This is a genomic window from Psychrobacter sp. CMS30, assembly GCF_904846565.1.
Lineage (GTDB): Bacteria > Pseudomonadota > Gammaproteobacteria > Pseudomonadales > Moraxellaceae > Psychrobacter > Psychrobacter maritimus.
Map to the genome: position 1 here is coordinate 184,120 of NZ_CAJHBF010000004.1, position 20,434 is coordinate 204,553.

Genomic DNA, 20,434 nt, shown 5'->3' on the forward strand with positions numbered 1-20,434 from the left:
CTGTATGACCACTTTATTAAGTGATGACATTCCTGATTGATAAGAACCACAGCATAGGCTGTGGTTTTTTGGTTGTAAGGCTATTGATGACGCTACTTATAGTGCTAAGTTTAGAGTCAATTCAAAACGAAATAGTATTCTACTAGGATAAACTTCCCTCGCTTGCTGTGCGCTTTGCACTTCAGAGGCTTCGAAAAACTTATCCCAAAAGTATGTTGTTATTTCTTAAATTAAATCGACTATATATTAAACAGTTAGCAATTTTAACCACCGTTTATAGCGAAAATCCTACCATTGAGTGGGAATTTCTTAATTTTTGCATAGCCTACTCGCTTAGCAGTTGACATTGAATGCGATTTACGATTAATTAGAGGGTGGTCTGCCCCTTTTTTAGCTCTGCGTCTTTAAGCTTTGATGTCTTTAAGCTTTGATAGCGTAGGTCAGCATTCATTCAGTCACCATTTACCTAAACAGTCGAGAACCAAGAAACCGTCTTGAACTGACAAATAGGTATTGGAAAATAGGATCGCCGCTTTATGAGTCAAACCTTACCCAAACTCAGTCATCCTTTAGTCGATGACGCTCAATATAATCTGCTGCGCTCAGTAGGTTATCTCACTGCGGCTGAACGTAGTGATATTATTGATGCCTGTGAGTTCGGTGATATTGCGCATATCAAAGACAAGCGTAAATCAGGGGAGCCTTATATCACTCATCCGATTGCCGTTGCCGAAATATTGGCAGGCTTTCGCTTGGATCGCGATACGATTATTGCAGCCATCCTCCATGACACGGTCGAAGATACCGAGATCAGTGCTGAGCAGATTCAGCAGCGTTATGGCAAAATAGTGGCAAGACTGGTCGACGGTGTGACCAAATTAAAATCATCGACTCATAATAAACAAGAAAATAAAGCGGCAACCTTTCATAAAATTCTAACTGCCACCCTTGCCGATCCACGGGTATTGATTATCAAACTCGCTGATCGCCTACATAATATGTCGACGCTGGATGCGGTACGCCCAGAAAAACAGCGCACCACTGCGCAAGAAACCTTAGATTTTTATGTGCCCTTTGCACGCTTAATGGGTCTCAATGACATTGCCGATTATATCGAAGTGCTTTGCTATCGTAACCTTGACTCCGATATGTATAACAAGCTGTCTGATAAGCTGCTACAACACGGGCTTGGGCGTAATTTTCAAAGAGAAGCCATTCATCGCTATTTAAGTATTGTTCTAAACAACCTTGGTCTGAATGGCATGGTTAAAGTCTTAGACAATCGCGTCGTTATCTTTCGCCAGTTTTTCCGCAATCGCGGTGAAATCAATGCGCTGTTGCGCCATTATGCGTTTGAGATTGTCCTTGATAATATCGAAGCCTGTGACAAATTGGCTTATTATCTGATTAAAAAATATCAGATTGATGACAGCCATATCGCTGACAATATTCGCCGCCCGCTACCGGGTGGTAACCAGTCGCTGACCCTTATCTATGAGCGCGATAATGATTTTGTTAAAGTGACGATTTTAACCAAGCAAATGCAGAACGCGGCAAGGCTTGGCGTTATTGGCGCAGAACACGCCTCCGATGTCAGCCAATCGGTCATTCAAGCGTCATTACGCAATATGAAAGACTTGGTCGACGATGAAGACAGCTTAGATGAGGACAGCCCTGACTTTTCAGCGGCGGTTTCTACCATTAATGAGCTGATGGATTATCTGCATTCAAGCAAAATCATCTGCTACAGTCCGCAAGGGCGCGCCTATGAGCTACCGCAGGGCGCAACTGCGCTCGACTTTGCTTATGCCGTTGGACCTATGGTCGGCAATGTTGCCGTCGGTGCCAATGTCGATAATAAACATGCGAAACTCGGTACGGTACTGAAAAACGGTCAATTGGTCGAGATTGAAGTCAATAGCCACTCTGAACCAAAAGCGGAATGGCTTGGCTTTGTGGTCACCAATAAAGCTCGGGTAGAGATTTTGCGCTGGTTTAAAGACTTATCTCCTGCAGATAAGCAGCATCATGGCATGCAAGCTTTAGACCGCGCATTAAAAACCTATCAGAAAAGCCTCGATGATTTAAGCGAGAGTGATTGGAAAAATCTCACCGAATGGCGCGGTTTGACAGAAAAAGATGCACTATTTGAGCAAATAAGCTCGGGTACGTTATTGCCGCAACTGGTGGTCACCCGTTTGTTTAGCGATGAGGTCAGTGATATTCAATCGCAAGAACATATCGATGATATGACCCAGCCGCAGCAACTGATTGTCAATGCCTCAGGCGTCGAGCTTGATTTTGCCAATTGCTGTCACCCGATTTATGGTGACCCTATCGTTGGCCATTTATCGCGTCATGGTTTGGTTGTCCATCGACATAAATGCTTTTCATTGGACGATATCCGTAAAGACAATCCTTATCAAGTTATTCAGTTGCGCTGGCGTAATGATAAAGCTATTAAGCAAAGCGACTCAGACGAACACGGTAGCAAAATCCGTTTCCCCGCTTACCTTAAGCTCTCAATTGCTCTCAGTGACGAGCAAATCAGTGAAGTGATTTATCATCTGCGCCAGTTAAATATCGGGGTCGAAAAGGTCGACGTGCGTAGCAGCGATACCATTATTCATATCGTGGTACGTAGTCGCAATCATTTAGCGCAAGGCATTCGCGAATTACGCTCATTACTTGGCTTCCCTAATATTATCCGGCTATACCAATTATAAAATCAGTTAAAATAAATGTTAAAATCCATACCTTTTACCTATGCCGTTTAAGCGTTAGGCATTAACCTTTATATTTAATTTTAAGTGTTTAACGCAGCCTGACATTTTTGGCTAACTTTTCAACCAAATAAACATCAAAAAATATCATAAGGATATAATATGACTCGTCAAACCATTCAAACCGATAAAGCACCGGCTGCCGTTGGTACCTATTCACAAGCAGTAAAAGTGGGTAATACTGTATATATTTCAGGTCAATTGGGTTTTGACCCTGAGACTATGGAGCTAAAAGAAGGTTTTGAAGCGCAAGCCAAGCAAGTCTTTGAGAATATCAAAGCCATTTGTGAAGCAGCTGGCGGCAGCTTAAATGATGTGGTCAAGTTCAACGTCTCTTTAACCGATTTAAATGACTTTGCCGCGTTAAACGAAGTATTCGTTGCGAATTTAAGCGAGCCATACCCTGCCCGCGCAGCCGTACAAGTCGCGGCGCTACCTAAAGGCGGCGTGGTTGAAATCGAATCTATTATGTATATTGAATAAGACGGTTATTGAGCTTTATTAAGCTCTACGGTTTATGTTCAATGATAATAAGCTTAGCATCGTGCTAAGCTTATTGGTCTTTATCTATTTATCTCTTAACCTTTCTTCCTAATCCCCATTCACCTGATAAGACTGCGAAGCCCTTTTATGTTGCTACAAGTTGCGCTACCCGTGCCCCTTTATCGGGTGTTTGACTACAGCTTGCCAGCAGATAGCAGCGCGTTGCCGCATAGCACTTCAGCTCATATACCGCCTATTGGTAGCCGTGTCGAAGTATCCTTTGGTCGTCAAACCTTAATCGGTATCGTCATTGCTCATATTGCTGCAGCGGATAGCGACGTACCTCTCAATAAGCTTAAACCTATTAATAAATGCTTAGATGCTGAGCCTATTTTAGATACCAGTATGCTAAAGCTGGCGCATTGGCTGGCGCGTTATTATCACTATCCGCTCGGTGATGTCTTGGCGGTGATGTTGCCAACCCTCGTGCGGCAAGGTAAGCCGCTAGACTTGCTGATTACCCATTGGCGCATTTTGCCGCATGTAGGCGACGACGATTTTCGCGCCAATGCAAAAAAGCAAAAGCAACAGTTTGAGATGCTTAAACTACACGGTGAGCATGGCGCTAGTGAAGACATTTTGCTCTTAGAAGGGATGCAGCGCAGTTTCTTAAAAGCGCTAGAAGAAAAAGGCCTTATCGAGCGTTATATTCAGAATAAACAAGCACCTGCTCCTGTTAAATTAGCAACGCTGCCGCTTGACCTTAATGAAGAGCAACAGCTTGCCGTTACTGCAATTATTGCTGCTCATGAAGATAAGCAATATACGGGATTTTTGTTAAACGGTATCACCGGTAGTGGCAAGACCGAAGTCTACTTGCAAGCGATGCAAGCGGTCTTGGAAGCCGGCAAGCAGGTATTGATATTAGTACCAGAGATTGGCTTGACGCCGCAGACGCGCGCGCGTTTTGCCAGTCGCTTTGCCGCTCATATTGTCTTACTGCATTCGGGTATGAACAATACCCATCGCCTGCAAGGCTGGCAAGATTGCCGTACCGGTCATGCGCAAATCATTATCGGAACGCGCTCAGCGGTGCTCTATCCCTTTGCAGATTTGGGCTTAATTGTGGTTGATGAAGCGCATGATGGCTCTTATAAGCAGCAAGATACGCTGCGCTATCATGCCGCCGACGTCGCGCTTTATCGCGGACTACAGGCCAATATTCCCGTGGTACTTGGTACAGCCACCCCTTCTCTTGAGCATCTAAAACTGGTCGATGACGGTAAACTAGTAGAGTGTCAATTGCAAACTCGCCCTGGTAATGCCAAGCTTGCCAGCATGCAGCTGATTGATGCGCGCCTGCAAAGTACCCATCAACAAACGACGGACGAAGGCGCACGCTATGATACTGGTCTGACCGATGCGCTTATTGGCGCAATACGGCAAACGCTAGAGGTTGGCGATCAAGTTTTAATATTTCTAAATCGTCGCGGCTATGCACCAGTTTTGCTATGCGAAGCTTGCGGTTGGCAAGCAGATTGTCCACGCTGTGACGCGCATTTAACCGTTCATTATAATAGCCATTCGCAATCCAATTCCTATTCAAGCAGCTCATATTTAAAGTGCCACCATTGCGATTGGCAAGCCTATATTCCAACGGTTTGTCCTGATTGTGGCAGTCAAAATTTGGATGCCAAAGGAATGGGCACTACAAGGCTCAGCGAAAACTTGCATGCGATTTTTGCCAATCCGCAAACCAGTAAAGAGCTGTACCCCATTATCCAAATCGATCGCGATACCACCAGACGTAAAGACAGCTGGGAAAATATCTATCAGCGTATCAATGAAGGCAAGCCGGCCATCTTAGTCGGTACGCAAATGGTCGCCAAAGGTCATCATTTTCCTAACGTTACGTTGGTCTGCTTGCCCAATGCTGATCGTGGCTTTTTATCCGCCGATTTTCGCTCGCCGGAACATACTGCACAACTGATGGTTCAGGTCGCAGGGCGTGCCGGTCGCGGTGATAAATCGGGGCGCGTATTGATTCAAACGCTGCAACCCGATAATGAGCTGTTATTAAAATTGGTAAAAGATGGTTATTTATCATTCGCACGTGAGCTACTGCAAGAACGTAAAATGATGGGCTTGCCGCCGCATAGCCACGCTGCCCTAATACGCTGTGAAGGCAAAACCCTTGCCGCCACGACGCAAGCGCTTAAAGATGCGATTGCTATTTTGCCAAATGGGCATAATCTTGCTGTCCTCGGTCCTATCGATGCGCCAATGAGTAAAAAGAACAGTCGCTACCACGTGCAGTTACTGCTGTTAGGCAAAGACAGACAGCAATTACATCGGGTATTACATCACTGGTGGCAACCTGTACTTGCCCTGCCAAGCGCCAAATATCTGAAGCTGACCTTGGATATTGACCCTGTTGGCTGGTAATATCCAATTTCTTAGCATGGTTCTTTAACTCGAATCATCACGCTATAGTCGGTACTAAATAAAATGGATACGTTATCTGACAACGTGAAACTGGTACAAATTTTTCTAGCTTGCTGTGCCTACGCCGACAGAGGCTACAAAAAACTCATTCCAGTTTCACTGTATCTTCTTTATATGGAGCTGACTATATAGCTTCCAGTCACTAACCAACGCTTTTCAAAATAGGCAATTCATCGTTTACCGCCTAGATACAGCAAGCATTTATTAAATGTGCTAAATTCTTTATATCTGTCTGGTTTGAGCACAGCAAGCCCAGCTTTATAAGCAATCAAAGCTTTATAAGCAATAAAATTTTACCTTTTATCATCCTGAGTGTTGTTATGAATCAAAATCACCCAAAATCTAAAAAAAATGACCATTCTCATGAGAATGCTGCGGCTGATAACCATAAGCACGGCCAAAAGGATGCAGAAGGTCATTATGCTAAAGACAGTTATACTGACGATAATCAAGACAATCACGACCACGATGAACACCTAGAACAGACGGTTGCACCGCGCGATACCAAAGGCTATCAGCGTACCTTGCTGTTTAGCTTTATCATTATTACTGCCTATATGTTTGTCGAAGCCATCGGCGGCTGGCTCACTGGTAGTTTGGCGCTGCTGTCTGATGCTGGTCATATGCTCAGTGACGCGGTGGCCCTTGGCGCGACATTGATGGCATTTAAAATTGGTGAAAAAGCCGCCACCCATCAAAAGACCTTTGGTTATAAACGCTTTGAGATTTTAGTGGCAACGGTCAATGGTGCGACGCTAGTTATTATCGCCATCATGATTTTTTATGAGGCGATTAAACGCTTTAATTCACCACCTGAGATTGCTACCCAAGGCATGCTTATCGTTGCTACCATTGGTATGTTGGTCAACATTTTGGTCGCTTGGCTGATGCACCGTGGCAGTCGTGGCACAGATGCGCATGGTCACAGTCATGCAGGCAGTAACGAGGACAATCAAGGAAAAAATGCGGGTAAAGCACCGGTCAATCTGAATATGCAAAGTGCTTATTTGCATGTATTAAGTGACTTAATGGGCTCGGTTGCCGCTATTGTTGCCGCGCTTTTGATGATGAGCTTTGGCTGGATTTGGGCGGATGCGGCGGCCTCGGTGATTGTCGCCATATTGATTTTGTTTAGTGGTTACCGCGTCGTCCGTGATTCGGTCCATATCCTGATGGAAGGTACGCCAGAAGGTATATCGCTAGTTGAGGTCGAAGACAAATTACTTGCCCACCCGCAAGTACGACAAGTCCATGACCTGCATGTTTGGAGTATCACCAGCGGTCTCAACGCCCTATCGTGTCACGTGGTCGTCGATGGCGAAATGAGTATTCATGAATCCAGTATCCTGATTACCAGTTTAGAGCAAAGCCTCCTTGAGCTTGATATTCACCATGCGACCATTCAGGTTGAAAGCTTAGCGCATCCGCAAACTAAGACGCATAGCGATGCTTTAGTTTGCGATATCTCACAGCAGGCGACTGATACCAATAATCATATTGGTCACAACCATTAAACATAAGACATTAAATATTAAATCATATAATTATCAATTAAGACGTCGCCTATCTGGTTGTTAGTTATGAGCGACGTTTTAATTGATATTTTTTTATAAAGTGCTGGCAATAACGCAGCATCAGCCAAATTATCCACAGCGCTGTTATTAGCCAAATACTTAGCCCCAACCCTAACAACGTCATGCGAATCCAAAAATCTAGCGCACCGTTCATGAGGTGCGGCAGATAAGCCGGTCCCATATTGGATGCCATTATTAACCAAAACCCAAATAGCAGCGCCAGTCCTGCACCGATAATCCTTAAAATTATTTTGCCAAAGGTTATTAATAAGCCACGCCAGTTATCATATATGGACGAAGGAGGTGAATGATGATTCATAAAAAAGCGCCTAAAAAGTGGCTTAAAAAAGATAAATAAAAGACCTTTATTGCAAATCAGCTTATATCAGGCAGATTTTTATCATTGTAAGAGCATGTTAAAAATAATGGAAAATTTGGCCGCGCTGCCATATTTTTCCTATAAATTCTGTATACTTAAGGCTTAAAACCCTTATTCATAACCAATTGATGACCTTTTGCCATGTCGAGACGCTCAGCTCCTTTCGTTGCTCCAAGCTATATTGATGACCCTATCTCAAGCGAGGGTAAAAAGCATGCCAAAGCATTGCTATCAACGCTGCAAGAAGATATTGCCAGCTTTCGAGATGAGCAGTTTCCGCCTGACATTTTGCGTCAAATTCGTGATATGCCGATTTATGAAGGCAATTTAGCCGAAGTCCAAGCCTATCAGCAGCGTTGGCATAATCTGCTTGAGCGTGCGATGGCGTTTTATCCGGCGGCCAACCTACCGCCTGATTATCTGCCGCTACCAGCCAGCCTTGAGATACCGCAATTTATCTACCATGTGCAAAGACTACATCTGACCAAGACCCGTGCCAAAGAATCCAAAAGCTTTGGGTCGGTCGGTGCGCTTACTGATAAATGTGGCGATTACAGCGCTGATGAAATTGCGCGTATGAGCGCCGTATTTGAGAATGATGATGAGGCGCGTTTGGTGGCACATCGTGAATTTATCGATTTGCGCGCGTATGTATTTTGCCGTGATAACAAAGGCGAGATGCTAGAGCCTGAGCGCGTACGCTTTTATCGCACGGGGCTTATCGTTCATGCCCTACCCGATTTTAAAATTGTCGACAGTCGGCAGACACCGCGTAAGCGCCGTAACGATGCTTATAGTAATCCGCTGGCAGATAATGGCGTATGGAAGATTTATCGTAAGAAATAAACGATGTTCAAAATTTTTGATTATTGATCTACCCCGTTGTACTGCTTATTTTATCGTTACTGCTAAGGATTCCAGATGCTCGCTGCCGCCGCCGGCTCACCAAATTTAATGTTACAAGCTACTATTTTCTTGGGAGCAGCCCTGCTCTTTGTACCCCTTGGTAAACGTTTTGGCATCGCGACGGTTCTAGGCTATCTCATCACAGGATTGATATTAGGCCCCAGTGGTTTAGATGTTGCAGGCGATGCGGAAAGCTTATTACACTTTTCTGAGTTTGGCGTGGTCATGCTGCTTTTTATCATCGGCCTTGAGCTGCAGCCTTCACGATTATGGGCGCTACGGCGTTCGATATTTGTCCTTGGTGGCTTACAAGTCGGTTTGACTGGCACGCTATTAATGTGGCTGTTACATCAGTTTTTTGCTTTGCCACTTGATACCGCTTTTATTGTCGGCTTTGGTCTCGCCCTATCATCGACTGCCTTTGTCCTACAAATCCTGACAGAAAAACAGCAGCTTTCAAGTACCCATGGCCGTGAAGCCTTTACCATTTTATTATTCCAAGATATTGCCGTTATCCCTTTATTAGCCGTTATTCCGTTTTTATCAGGAGTACGCGAACAAAGCTACGATTTGATTTATTTTGGCAAGGTATTTGCCGTTTTTGCCGGACTTATCTTTGCCAGCCGTTATATCATTCGACCTTTCTTTAAATTTGTGGCGTCTAGTGGCGCATCAGAACTCTTAACCGCCGTCGCCTTATTTATCGTCATGGGCGTGTCTATTTTGATGGGGCAAATCGGTTTATCGATGGCATTGGGGGCGTTTTTAACCGGCGTATTGTTAGCAGATTCTGAATATCGTCATGAGTTAGAAGCCAGTATTGAGCCTTTTAAAGGGCTGCTGCTTGGGCTGTTTTTTATGTCGGTCGGTATGCTAACTGATGTCAAACTCATCTTAGCAAAGCCTGTTTTTATCATCGGCTGTGCCATGGCATTGATGGTGATTAAATTCGGTGTTATTACCGCCATTGCCAAAATATCAGGCAATCGCTGGCCGACCAGCATCCGCTTGGGCGTGACCCTTGCTCAAGGTGGTGAGTTTGCCTTTGTGTTATTTAGTGTCGCAACGGCGCAAAATGTGTTGCGTCCTGAGCTTGCCAATACTTTAAATCTTATCGTCACCATTTCTATGGCACTGACGCCACTGGCATTTTTACTCTTAGAAAAAATCGGTGAGCCAATATTTGCTAAAAGCAAACCAAGCCGCGAGTACGATGCCATTCCCGATCATGAGCATCAGGTGATTATTGCCGGTTTTGGGCGCGTTGGTCAGATTATTGGTCGTGTGCTGCGTATGCATAATATCGAATTTACCGCCATTGAACGCTCGGCAAATCGCGTCGATTTCGTGCGTAAGTTTGGTAACCAAGTCTATTATGGCGATCCAAAAAACCCTGAGATACTACGCGCTGCTGGCATTAAAAAAGCACGCGTCTTTATTCTCGCCATCGATGATTTAGAGCGTTCTATCACTACCGCCCAATACTTGCGTAAAAACTATCCTGATATGATTGTATTAGCGCGCGCCCGTGACCGCCAGCACTATTATCGCCTGCGTGAAGTCGGTGTGCGTCATATTTGGCGGGAGACCTATTTATCGTCTTTAGATATGTCACGTGAATCATTACAGCTGCTCGGTATATCACCAGAAAAGGCACGCGAGACGGTACAAACCTTCCGTGATTATGATGATGATTTGATTGAACGTCAGCAAGCAATTTATGGCGATGAAGCCAGCTTAATTGAATCGGCACAGTCAGCGATGGCCGAGCTTGAAAGTCTATTTGATGAAGATATCGATAAAGCCCGTAAAATGGATTTGACCGATTTTTATGACGCCCTAAAGAGCCAAGCAATACCAGTCGATGAGAAAGACGATCTGGCCACTGACTCTAAACCCTAAGTGTCAAAAATCTCAAGTGTCAAAAACCTTTAGTTCTCATTACAACCTTTAGGCGCCTGTCTTTTATTGAGTGAGGTCATACAGTTCCAATTATCGCTATCGGGCACATGATAAAAAACCAGCGTTTGATTATTTAGGTAGCGAATCGGAAACTTAACGTTCTGGATGGTAGCTATGACCGCGCAATCCGTTGCTGGCACGCCAGCGGCTTTACTGTCGATAGCGATATGTACCTGCTCTGTACCCATGTCTAGAGGAAGATTGCTAGGACACTGCCCTGTTTGCCGATACGCCAGCGCCACACGATTTTGCGCTGTTTTAGCAGTATCGTAAGCATCAAACAATACTTCGTTTTCTTTGGGTTTGGCAACAATGGGTAAAAACTGCACCTTTATTACCATTAAAGCAAAGGCAAAAAACCCAAAGCCCAAGCCCAAGCCAAATAAGCTGACCCCACCTTCTTTTTGCAAGTGCGCTTTTTGCGCCGCCTCATCACGCGGATAATCATTGATAGCATCAACAATCTCGCGCCTTGCCATACGGTAATAATAAGCGTCCGTCCAGCGTGCAACCATCACCGACCAAAACAGCCATATCAGCGCCGCAATAGCGATACGTATGGCCATCTGATAAGCATCGGCAATATAAGGCATCGCGACAAATTCAAACGCCACCAATACCAGTGCCACATTAAGCTGAATAAACGACCAACCGGCAACGCTATAAACAATCGCATCCATATAACGCTTACGATATAGCAGCCAAGGAAAGGTGACAAAAAACGCCGCCCAATGCCATTTTGGCGACAGATACCCCTGCTTATCAAATTCCTCAAAGCGCTTAAGATAATATGACTGACTACGCTGACTGATAAACCATTTATCCAGCTGCTGACGCTTTTCAGGCGTGAGCTGCTCTTGATAAAATGGTGGCGGCGAATCCGTCTCGATAAATAACATGGCAGTCTGCTCTATAGATTCTCAAAAATACGGTATCAAGGATTGTTATATGATAACGCCAAAAGCCAGTGATAGAAAACCCATATATATGCAATCTGTATCGAGAAAATCCGTCTATAGCCTTGTATAATTTAGAGAAACTGTAGCGATACATAGAATATATGGCAAACTTACTAAAATTGGATTGTCCGTTCACAGTGGTCACGATTTCACTTATAATGAAGCAACTTTACCCACCTAATTAAGCCTTGTTAATCCTATGAGTCAACATCCTGATATCAATGACAACATCAATGGTGCTAATAATAATAGTACTACTGATGAGCAAAACCCTAATAGCACTAACCCTATGAACCCTGAAGCTCAGGCTGCCACCGATACTGCCACTAGCATTGATGCCGATGCTAGCAGCCAGAATGAGCCTACAGAGGGTAAACATATTCGTATCGTTAATACCTTTATGAAACGCCGTACGCATATGAATAAGAATGCTGAGCTGGCACTGACTGCGCCAGAGTTTGCGCATTACTTAGTCAATAACAGTTTCGGTGATGGCAATCTTGATGGCATTAACGATTTGCGAGTGCTATTTGCACATAGCCCTAACGGCAGTGACGCGCCGCTTACGGTAGAGATTGGTTTTGGCTTGGGTGATTCATTTATTGAGATGGCCGCTGCTGAGCCGACGCGCAATTTCGTTGGCGTCGAAGTTCATGAGCCAGGTATCGGTAAATGCGCTTATATGGCAGGTACACAAGGTTTAACCAACGTTAAAATCATTAACGGTGATGCTATCCAATTGCTGAAACAGTTACCAGAAAACCATATTGATCGTATCCAGCTCTACTTCCCTGACCCATGGCAAAAAAAGCGCCATTATAAACGCCGTTTTGTGAGCCCTGAGCGCATGGCGATTGTCACGCGCAGCTTAAAGCAAGGCGGCTGGTTCCATACGGCGACTGACTGGGAACATTATGCCTTTTGGATGGTTGAAGTGTTGGATGGTTTTGCAGGGCTGACCAATCAAGCAGGCGCAGGTAATTTCACCGACCGTCCTGACTTTCGTCCAATGACCAAGTTTGAGCGCCGCGGTTTAGAGCGCGGACATGGCGTTTGGGATTTAATCTATATCAAAGACTAATCTCGATAGCACTACCGTAGCGATCTTGCCCTATAGCGGCTAAGATACTGAAAAAGTACTTAGCCGTTTTTTTATGGCTGAATATCTCTCCTACCTTACTTTATCTGTTGATATATAAGGCGTCGCGCGTTGTGCGAGCTACTTTTAAATCGTTAAAGCCTTTAAGTCCTTGCTCTATATCCACTAGATACCCGCAAGCAATATGTGAAACATAGGCATTAGACAGCAATTTTATGACTAAATTTAAAGTTGCAAAAACAGAAATAGCCTATATTTGGCTTGCATGCAATATTTCATATCTGCTCAAACATTGATAGGATAAGGGTTTCGTGAGTTCTCCCCATAAGCTGTGGATAACCCTGTGTATAAGTCGCCACTTGACAAGTATTTCCCTAGGCAGCTTAAAGGGTTAGGTAAAATCGTTCATTTTTTGTACAATTTTTAAAACGTTTAAAATCAATTACTTATATGATATTTGAAAGCAAAGTAATATATTTTTAATATTTTTTAAATTAATTTAACCGTTATGGATGTTTCACAAGCGCTCAATAAAAATACCTTTTTTATTGTGGACAACTCATAAATCTATTGACAAATGACACTGTCATCAAGTTCAAAACTGAAAGTTAAAACAAGCCTGTTTTAGGAATATTTCAATAGAACATCATACGACACTCACTGTCGTTTAGCCTCTCAGCACCCTCAATATTAGCCTTGGATTTTGTTATAATTGCCTTATCTAATCAACAGTGATATAAAACAGGGTGGCTTAAAAATTACGTGAAAAGCACGTGCTAACTAAGCTTACTGACATTATTACGCTTATTTACTAGCAAAAATTATGAACTTTTTTTTGCTTTTCTCATTATTGAATTTTACTGTATAGTAGGGTGATATATTCGATATCACCGTCTGAAACCTAATATTTCCAGCCACTTCAACTTTGCTTGAAAACATCCCTTACTGACGACTGAGCCTGTAAGCTATTCCATTGAGCAAGTGGTTTGTGACGAGTAGTTCTAAATAGTCAGTACGTTTATTACCCATACTCATTATTTACACTTATTATTAATAACAAGGAGTCCTATATGGACGAAAATAAAGCCAAAGCCCTCAAAGCAGCCCTTGGTCAAATCGAAAAGCAGTTTGGTAAAAACACCATCATGCATTTAGGTGATGACTCTGCCATTCTTGATGTGGATGTGGTATCAACAGGCTCGTTAGGTCTGGATATTGCGCTTGGTATTGGCGGTCTACCAAAAGGTCGTATCGTTGAGATTTACGGCCCAGAAAGCTCGGGTAAAACAACCATGACGCTGCAAGCAATTGCGGAATGCCAAAAGCAAGGCGGTGTCTGCGCCTTTATCGATGCTGAGCATGCACTAGATCCAGTTTATGCGCGCAAGCTTGGCGTGAACACTGATGACCTACTGCTTTCTCAGCCTGACAATGGTGAGCAAGCGCTTGAAATCACCGACATGCTAGTGCGTTCTGGGGCGGTTGATATGATTGTCATTGATTCCGTGGCTGCGTTGACGCCGCGCGCGGAGATTGAAGGCGAGATGGGCGACTCACACATGGGTCTGCAAGCACGTCTAATGAGCCAAGCGCTACGTAAAATTACCGGTAATGCCAAACGCTCAAATTGTATGGTGGTGTTTATTAACCAAATCCGTATGAAAATCGGTGTGATGTTCGGTAGCCCTGAGACCACGACTGGTGGTAACGCGCTTAAGTTCTACGCCTCGGTACGTATGGATATCCGCCGTATCGGTGCGGTTAAAAACGGTGATGAAATCATCGGTAACCAAACCCGTGTTAAAGTCATCAAAAACAAGATGGCACCGCCTTTCCGCCAAGCAGAATTTGAGATTACTTATGGTGAAGGTACCAACCATTTAGCCGAAGTGATTGACTTGGGTGTTGAGATTGGCGCAGTTGGCAAAGCTGGCTCTTGGTATAGCTATGGCGATGAAAAAATCGGTCAAGGTAAAGCCAATTCTGTGTTGTTCTTAAAAGAAAATCCCGCGATTGCACAAGAAATCGAAGCTAAAATTCGTGATGAAAAGCTTGGGACAAAAAAACAAGCTAAAGCCACAGATACTGACGAAGCCAATGAAGAAGTGGCTTCTGAACCTGTACAATAGCGGCTTCATTATTCACCGTTATCAATGATCATGACTTGTTATGAAAATTAAATTGTTATGAAAATTAAAACCTTAGCTGAAATACTTGCTGAATCGGACGCCGATTCAGCGAGTAGTCCTACTATCAAAGCAAAAAAACCTGTCAAATCCTCTGAGTCTGTCAAATATTCTCAGCACTCCTATCAAGACAAGCCAAAAAAAACGGCTAAGACGCGCAAGCACTCAACCTACTCTCGTGAAGATTATTCGTTATCCGACGACTCTGGCCTCGAGGTAGAATCAGCTGACGCTCACTCTTCTACTAGCAAAAACTCTACTAGATCCAAGAAACGTAAAAAGCGTTTTCACCCAGCGGCTAACTTTAGCCCTGAGCCTACTGATGTGCCTGCTTATCAGCCACCAGAAGCGCAAAGTATTAAGCAGATGCTGGCTGAGGTTAAGCAAGATATTCACGGTCATAAAAACGATGAGGACCTTGAGACTAACACGGGGCACAATCTAGAAAGCTCGAGTTATTCCTCTTCGCTAACGGCAAGCCATAACCATGATGGTGATTCTGAAGCCGATAGCACAGCCGACAACCTACCCGCGGCGCTTAAAGCGTATTTACGCACTCCTGAACAGAAACAAGCTGAAATTGACGCTATCAAAGCCGAAAGCCGCTTACGTTGGTTGGCATTCTATTATTTATCGCGCCGAGAATACGGCAAGGCTGAGCTCAAGCAAAAACTGCTGGATAAAGAACAAGACCCAGAAAAAATCGATGCCCTGCTCGATGAGTTTGAAGAAAAAGGCTATCAAAGTGATTATCGTACTACCCTGATGCTTATTCGGGAAAATATTCGCAAAGGGCGCGGACGTGGGCGTATTAAGCAGGAATTTTATCGTAAAAAAATTGCCATGCCCGGTAATATCGACGAGCTTATCGATATGGCGAATGCAGAATCGGAAGAATTTAGCGAGTTTATAGACGACAGTGCCGACAATTTAGTTGAAGGCATTGACTGGCTAAAACTGGCAGTCAGCGCACGTACCAAAAAATACGGCGATGACATACCCACTGAACAAAAAGACAAAGCCCGTCAGCTACGTTTTTTACAATATCGCGGCTTTAATACCGATATCTGCTTTGAGGCGCTCAACTATACCTTGGGGACATTGGATGAGCGTTTTTAGTTCATTTAACTTTTAACCTTTAACTTTTAACCTTTAATAATAACCAAGCAGCTTCCACCAAATCAAACCAGCGCCGATCCATACGACCAGATTTACCACACTCATAATGGCGCCAATACTCCACCATTCTCCTAATGTCACATAGCCTGAGTTAAAAATAACGGGCGCAGTACCCGTTGCATAATGGGTAAGCGTCATCATGATATTACCGGCGGCGGCTAAAATGAGCGCATATAACATCGGCGGTGCACCTAAGCTTAATCCGACAGCATAAAAAGCGGCAAACAGCGCGGTAATATGCGCGGTGGTACTAGCAAAGAAATAGTGAATATAGAGATAGACCAAAGTCAAAATAACCACAGCGCCGACCCAACCGACTCCTATCATGCCAATCATTGATTCGATATTATCAGAGAACCAGCTGATAAGGCCGAGTTTGTTAAGGTATGACGCCATCATAATCAGAGCACCAAACCAGATAATCGTATCCCATGCCGATTTTTCTTTCAGTACATCATCCCAAGTTAAAACGCCAGTCAATATCAAGGTCGTCAAGCCAATAAACGCGGTGGTGGTGGCGTCAACGCTTAACTGTTCACCAAAGATTAGCGCTGGGATATTCGCCCACAATATCAACATCAGCGCAAAGACGCCCAGCATGATTTTTTCTTGCAAGCTTACCTGACCCATCTCGGTCAAATTGTCTTTGGCAAATTTCTTGGCATCAGGCGTTACTTTGACATCGGGCGGATAAATCAGATAAATCACCAGTGGCATTAATAATAAACATAGCATCCCTGGTATAAACATCGCCACCGCCCACGTCGTCCATGACAGCTGAATCTCACTACCCGTTGCCTTATTGACCAAATCTACCACCAATGGATTTGGCGCAGTGGCGGTAATAAACATACCGGACGTAATCGGATTTGCATGGTAATTGACCATCGCTAAGTAGCGGCCAATTTTATTTTGGGTGCCCTCTTCTGGCGTAGAATGAAAGCTTTGCGCAATTGATCTCATAATTGGGTGAATAATACCGCCGCCTCGAGCAGTATTAGATGGCGTGATAGGCGCTATCATCAACTCTGCGGCAGTTAAAGAATACGCAACCCCGATCGTCTTTTTGCCAAAAATAGAAATAAAATAATACGCGATACGCCGACCCAAACCCGTTTTTATCAAGCCACGCGATATCATCACGGCAATACCAATCAGCCAAATCAGAGGACTTGAGTAGCTTGATAAAGCATCAGCGATGGCTTCTTTTGGACTCTCATTGGTCACCCCAGTAAGCGCCACCAAGGTAACGGCAATAATGGCAATCGCGCCAATGGGTAACACCTTACCAATGATGGCGACAATAGTAGCGATAAACAAAGCCAGCATATGCCACGCTTCGGGTGTGACCCCGTTTGGTACCGGAATAACAAACCAAATGATTAAACCAACTACAATGGCAATCGCTGCTTGGATAGGTTTAAATGGCATGAGAAATATATCCTTATCAATGCTTATAAAATCACACAGTCATGTCATATGAGATGCTATCGCAAAGTAACTACGATAGGAAAAATACATGGGTCATATGAACATCTTATAAGATTTATATCAGCATTTTTCTATTGTTGACCATTTTTAACATATTTATTTAGCATACAGCATAAATATACAGAGATAAGTTATTAATAACAGCGTTAAATCGTTGGTCATAAAAAAGGAGCACTTTATTAAAAGCGCTCCTTTTTTGTGATATCTTGGCTAAATTTGACGTTTAATCATATTGAATTTCAAAGTGGTCAATTATTTCAACGTCCCTAAGCGGCTCGATAATTGATTCATAATTTGATCAATCTCTTCATTGGCTTCAGGTTCATTATCCAAATTGCCATTGGGCGTTAATTGATTCATCACTTCAGGCAACAGCTCAGCGAGACCTTGACGTACTTCCATCTCATTTGCGCCAGTATGCGCGGCTACCTGCTGGATTTCGCTTTCATCAAATAAACGGGTAATTTCATTAGGGTCCAGATTATCATTGGCTTCTTGATTGCTCATCCAAGAACGCGCTTGATTGTCATAACCCATACCGGTGATTTTTGATAAAGCGCCACTTAAACCACCATTACGTTTGATCCAACTGAGCACCATAGGCATAAGCGCAGCAATCAGCATGCCTTTACCGCCAAAGCCACTTCTAGAAGTTCGACCGCCAGTCGCCTGACCACCCAATACGCTACCTAAAATATCGCCAAGTCCACCAGCACCTGAGCTCATACCACCGCGTTGGTTGGCACCTGTGAGCCCACCAATGATATCGTCTAGCCCAAAGCCATTATCAGCGCGGCGTTCATACTGCTGCGGATTGTAGCCACTCGGCTGATTACCACCGCCCAATACGCCGCCCAAGATATCCCCTAATCCACCGGTACGGCGTGGATTGATACGTTGATTGACCGGATTGCGCCGTGCGTCTTCTGGATCCATGGCACTGCGGGCAACTTGGCTCACTAAATTCCCTAATAAACTCATAATCGCTTCCTTTTTATTATAAAACAGTCATTATCAAAAGCTTTGCATTCAGTTAACTCATGCAAATAGCCATTTACCAGAAATATGGCAAGTGGTTATAAACAGGTCGGTTTAAACAAACACTTAAATAAGTTAGCTATTGACGCTTAATTGCAATATAGCAAATCTCTTTCGCTATCTAGATAGGCGTTTTGTTATGAGATGTAGTAGATCGTTAGCGATTAAAAAGAGAGATAGATAAAAGGAATGCCAGTCATATGCATAGGACTGGCTTTATTTAGGCAGTTTAATGAGAAATGCTATGTGCCAAAATCGTTAATTCGCGCCAGTGTTCTGCGCTGACTTGATCGCGAAATACCGTTACTGATAAATGACGCTGATAAGGTTCTATGACAATAAAGCTTAAGCATATAACCCATGGATAGCTACTGACCGCAGTAAGCTCTGCCTGCCATAGGGCATCACCGCGACTGCTACGCATGAGTAGTTGCCAATGCTGATAAACGCTTTTATTCAATGGCGGCTGGCTTAGATGCATTAATATCGGGCGCGATAACGCCAAGTAGCTGACGACGGCGACGCTAACCACAAATATCAGTACATACTGCCACAACGCCAAGGACGCAAGTCCTGTCAATATCACCATCACACTTGCTAAGAGCATATAAAATAACAGGCGCAAACAGCTTGCAGGCTGAATAGGTGCATCGATACGTAGCGAAGTTGGCGATATCATAATTGAATACCCAAGCAGGCTTAAAATAAATATTAAATAATTACGTCAAGTCTTTACTATGGCGCCATGTTTTGATTTTATTGACCAAATCCCATATGGCTTCATTTTCTGGACGGCTTTGATTGGTAAAATAATCCAATAAATCAGGGTCTTCATGGGTCAGCATTTCTGCAAAAGTTGCCTGTTCGCTGGGGTCAGCGGTTAAATACAACTCTTTAATATAAGGGTCAATATAAAAGTCTAATTCTTTTAATCCGCGGCGGGCTTGATAAATAATGCGGCGTTGCTCGAGGGTGGGTTCTGGTTGATTGTTTGGCTCTGGTTGATTGCTAGTCGTCATAAAAGTGTTCCCGTAGGTTTAAATGGTATTTAACTGAATAGACATTTAGATAAATAATAAGGTTAATAAATAATAGGATTAAGCTGTATTTATAAAGATACCGTTTATAAAAAGGTAGTAGCCTATTAGCCTTGATGATAACTTGATAATTGCTGCCATAATGCCACGGCTTGCTGCATCATAGCGACATTGTGGGTACGAATAATACTAGCGCCCTGTTGCAGCGCAAAGAGTCCAGCCGCCGTTCCTACCGCATCACGCTCTAGCGCTTGGGTAGTAGCAACGGCTTCGACTCCACTTTTAGTCAGTACTTCTGCTAAAAAGCGCTTTCGTGAAATACCAAACATTATTGGCAATTTAAGCGTTTGCAGGTTATCAAGCTGACTTAATAGTGCGCGATGATGCTCATAGTCTTTTGCAAAGCCAAAACCTGGATCGATAATTATTTTCTCACGCTTAACGCCGACATTCGTTATCTCATCAATACGCGCTGCTAGCTCGGCACGGACGTCTTTAATCACATCATCATACTGTGCGAAATTATTCATCGTCGTCGGCTCACCGCGCATATGCATCAGCATGACAGGAATATCCAGCTTGGCTGCCATTGCCGCCGCACCATCACGCTTAAGCGCTCGTACATCATTCCAGATATCTGCGCCGGCATCAAAAGCTGCCTGCATAACCGCCGGGTTACTGGTATCAATAGAGAGCCAAATATCTTTACCTATGCTTCCTAGCTGCTGACGAATCGCTTTGACCACTGGAACAACGCGCTGTATCTCATCGCTAGTCGCTACAGCTTGCGCATTTGGACGGGTAGATTCACCGCCGATATCGATAATGCTTGCACCCGCGGCAATCATCTCTT

At 43.9% G+C, this 20,434-nt stretch carries 16 protein-coding genes; 9 read left to right on the forward strand and 7 right to left on the reverse strand.

All coding sequences use genetic code 11. The annotated features are described in order from the left end of the window. The first annotated feature begins 536 nt into the window (after window positions 1-536). From JMX94_RS03715 to JMX94_RS03730, 4 genes are all read left to right on the forward strand, one after another. Window positions 537-2,726 (forward strand): bifunctional (p)ppGpp synthetase/guanosine-3',5'-bis(diphosphate) 3'-pyrophosphohydrolase, encoded by a 2,190-nt coding sequence (locus JMX94_RS03715; protein WP_201563301.1) that lies wholly within the window; start codon window positions 537-539, stop codon window positions 2,724-2,726. A 159-nt stretch (window positions 2,727-2,885) separates the two neighbouring features. Then, a complete protein-coding gene (locus tag JMX94_RS03720) occupies window positions 2,886-3,266 on the forward strand; it encodes a RidA family protein (RefSeq protein WP_201563303.1) in 381 nt (126 codons plus the stop codon). A gap of 147 nt (window positions 3,267-3,413) precedes the next feature. Then, entirely contained in the window at window positions 3,414-5,711 is a 2,298-nt protein-coding gene (locus JMX94_RS03725) for a primosomal protein N' (RefSeq protein ID WP_201563305.1), read from the forward strand. Between the two features lie 380 nt (window positions 5,712-6,091). Continuing rightward, window positions 6,092-7,285: a cation diffusion facilitator family transporter gene (locus tag JMX94_RS03730; protein ID WP_201563307.1), complete on the forward strand. Its 1,194-nt coding sequence runs from the start codon at window positions 6,092-6,094 to the stop codon at window positions 7,283-7,285. A 64-nt stretch (window positions 7,286-7,349) separates the two neighbouring features. Here the strand turns inward: JMX94_RS03730 and JMX94_RS03735 are convergent, their stop codons facing one another. Further along, on the reverse strand, window positions 7,350-7,664 hold the full coding sequence (locus tag JMX94_RS03735) for a hypothetical protein (protein ID WP_227670413.1): 315 nt from the start codon (window positions 7,662-7,664) through the stop codon (window positions 7,350-7,352). A gap of 201 nt (window positions 7,665-7,865) precedes the next feature. On the opposite strand from JMX94_RS03735, the gene JMX94_RS03740 reads away from it, so the two are divergent. Then, entirely contained in the window at window positions 7,866-8,570 is a 705-nt protein-coding gene (locus JMX94_RS03740; protein WP_201563309.1) for a hypothetical protein, read from the forward strand. A 75-nt stretch (window positions 8,571-8,645) separates the two neighbouring features. Beyond that, entirely contained in the window at window positions 8,646-10,532 is a 1,887-nt protein-coding gene (locus JMX94_RS03745; protein ID WP_201563311.1) for a monovalent cation:proton antiporter-2 (CPA2) family protein, read from the forward strand. A gap of 29 nt (window positions 10,533-10,561) precedes the next feature. On the opposite strand, the gene JMX94_RS03750 is transcribed toward JMX94_RS03745, so the two are convergent. Further along, window positions 10,562-11,491, reverse strand: a complete 930-nt coding sequence (locus JMX94_RS03750) for a DUF2628 domain-containing protein (RefSeq protein ID WP_201563313.1) — start codon at window positions 11,489-11,491, stop codon at window positions 10,562-10,564. 259 nt (window positions 11,492-11,750) lie between these two features. On the opposite strand from JMX94_RS03750, the gene trmB reads away from it, so the two are divergent. From trmB to JMX94_RS03765, 3 genes are all read left to right on the forward strand, one after another. Further along, window positions 11,751-12,632, forward strand: a complete 882-nt coding sequence (trmB, locus tag JMX94_RS03755) for a tRNA (guanosine(46)-N7)-methyltransferase TrmB (RefSeq protein WP_201563315.1) — start codon at window positions 11,751-11,753, stop codon at window positions 12,630-12,632. A 1,088-nt stretch (window positions 12,633-13,720) separates the two neighbouring features. Beyond that, window positions 13,721-14,779: a recombinase RecA gene (gene recA / locus JMX94_RS03760; protein ID WP_201563317.1), complete on the forward strand. Its 1,059-nt coding sequence runs from the start codon at window positions 13,721-13,723 to the stop codon at window positions 14,777-14,779. A gap of 57 nt (window positions 14,780-14,836) precedes the next feature. Continuing rightward, the gene (locus JMX94_RS03765; protein WP_201563319.1) at window positions 14,837-15,955 is read left to right on the forward strand and encodes a regulatory protein RecX; all 1,119 of its coding nucleotides are present in this window, start codon (window positions 14,837-14,839) and stop codon (window positions 15,953-15,955) included. Window positions 15,956-15,988: 33 nt separating this feature from the next. On the opposite strand, the gene JMX94_RS03770 is transcribed toward JMX94_RS03765, so the two are convergent. The 5 genes from JMX94_RS03770 to folP form a co-directional block, all read right to left on the reverse strand. Further along, window positions 15,989-17,446 carry an anion permease gene (locus JMX94_RS03770; RefSeq protein WP_201563321.1) on the reverse strand — a complete coding sequence of 486 codons (1,458 nt, stop codon included), beginning with the start codon at window positions 17,444-17,446 and terminating at the stop codon, window positions 15,989-15,991. Between the two features lie 312 nt (window positions 17,447-17,758). Continuing rightward, entirely contained in the window at window positions 17,759-18,487 is a 729-nt protein-coding gene (locus JMX94_RS03775) for a YidB family protein (RefSeq protein ID WP_201563323.1), read from the reverse strand. A gap of 286 nt (window positions 18,488-18,773) precedes the next feature. Next, window positions 18,774-19,223: a hypothetical protein gene (locus JMX94_RS03780; RefSeq protein ID WP_201563325.1), complete on the reverse strand. Its 450-nt coding sequence runs from the start codon at window positions 19,221-19,223 to the stop codon at window positions 18,774-18,776. Between the two features lie 40 nt (window positions 19,224-19,263). Beyond that, the gene (locus JMX94_RS03785) at window positions 19,264-19,563 is read right to left on the reverse strand and encodes a succinate dehydrogenase assembly factor 2 (protein WP_201563327.1); all 300 of its coding nucleotides are present in this window, start codon (window positions 19,561-19,563) and stop codon (window positions 19,264-19,266) included. 125 nt (window positions 19,564-19,688) lie between these two features. Next, the coding region (gene folP / locus JMX94_RS03790; protein ID WP_201563329.1) for a dihydropteroate synthase at window positions 19,689-20,434 on the reverse strand (746 nt) is incomplete at its 5' end.

Coding starts and splice junctions, on each gene's coding strand:
- JMX94_RS03785 (WP_201563327.1), bottom strand. CDS start 19,563: ATGACGACTAGCAATCAACCAGAGCCAAACAATCAACCAGAACCCACC.
- JMX94_RS03730 (WP_201563307.1), top strand. CDS start 6,092: ATGAATCAAAATCACCCAAAATCTAAAAAAAATGACCATTCTCATGAG.
- JMX94_RS03765 (WP_201563319.1), top strand. CDS start 14,837: ATGAAAATTAAAACCTTAGCTGAAATACTTGCTGAATCGGACGCCGAT.
- JMX94_RS03740 (WP_201563309.1), top strand. CDS start 7,866: ATGTCGAGACGCTCAGCTCCTTTCGTTGCTCCAAGCTATATTGATGAC.
- trmB (WP_201563315.1), top strand. CDS start 11,751: ATGAGTCAACATCCTGATATCAATGACAACATCAATGGTGCTAATAAT.
- JMX94_RS03720 (WP_201563303.1), top strand. CDS start 2,886: ATGACTCGTCAAACCATTCAAACCGATAAAGCACCGGCTGCCGTTGGT.
- JMX94_RS03715 (WP_201563301.1), top strand. CDS start 537: ATGAGTCAAACCTTACCCAAACTCAGTCATCCTTTAGTCGATGACGCT.
- JMX94_RS03750 (WP_201563313.1), bottom strand. CDS start 11,491: ATGTTATTTATCGAGACGGATTCGCCGCCACCATTTTATCAAGAGCAG.
- JMX94_RS03725 (WP_201563305.1), top strand. CDS start 3,414: ATGTTGCTACAAGTTGCGCTACCCGTGCCCCTTTATCGGGTGTTTGAC.
- JMX94_RS03735 (WP_227670413.1), bottom strand. CDS start 7,664: ATGAATCATCATTCACCTCCTTCGTCCATATATGATAACTGGCGTGGC.
- JMX94_RS03770 (WP_201563321.1), bottom strand. CDS start 17,446: ATGCCATTTAAACCTATCCAAGCAGCGATTGCCATTGTAGTTGGTTTA.
- recA (WP_201563317.1), top strand. CDS start 13,721: ATGGACGAAAATAAAGCCAAAGCCCTCAAAGCAGCCCTTGGTCAAATC.
- JMX94_RS03775 (WP_201563323.1), bottom strand. CDS start 18,487: ATGAGTTTATTAGGGAATTTAGTGAGCCAAGTTGCCCGCAGTGCCATG.
- JMX94_RS03780 (WP_201563325.1), bottom strand. CDS start 19,223: ATGATATCGCCAACTTCGCTACGTATCGATGCACCTATTCAGCCTGCA.
- JMX94_RS03745 (WP_201563311.1), top strand. CDS start 8,646: ATGCTCGCTGCCGCCGCCGGCTCACCAAATTTAATGTTACAAGCTACT.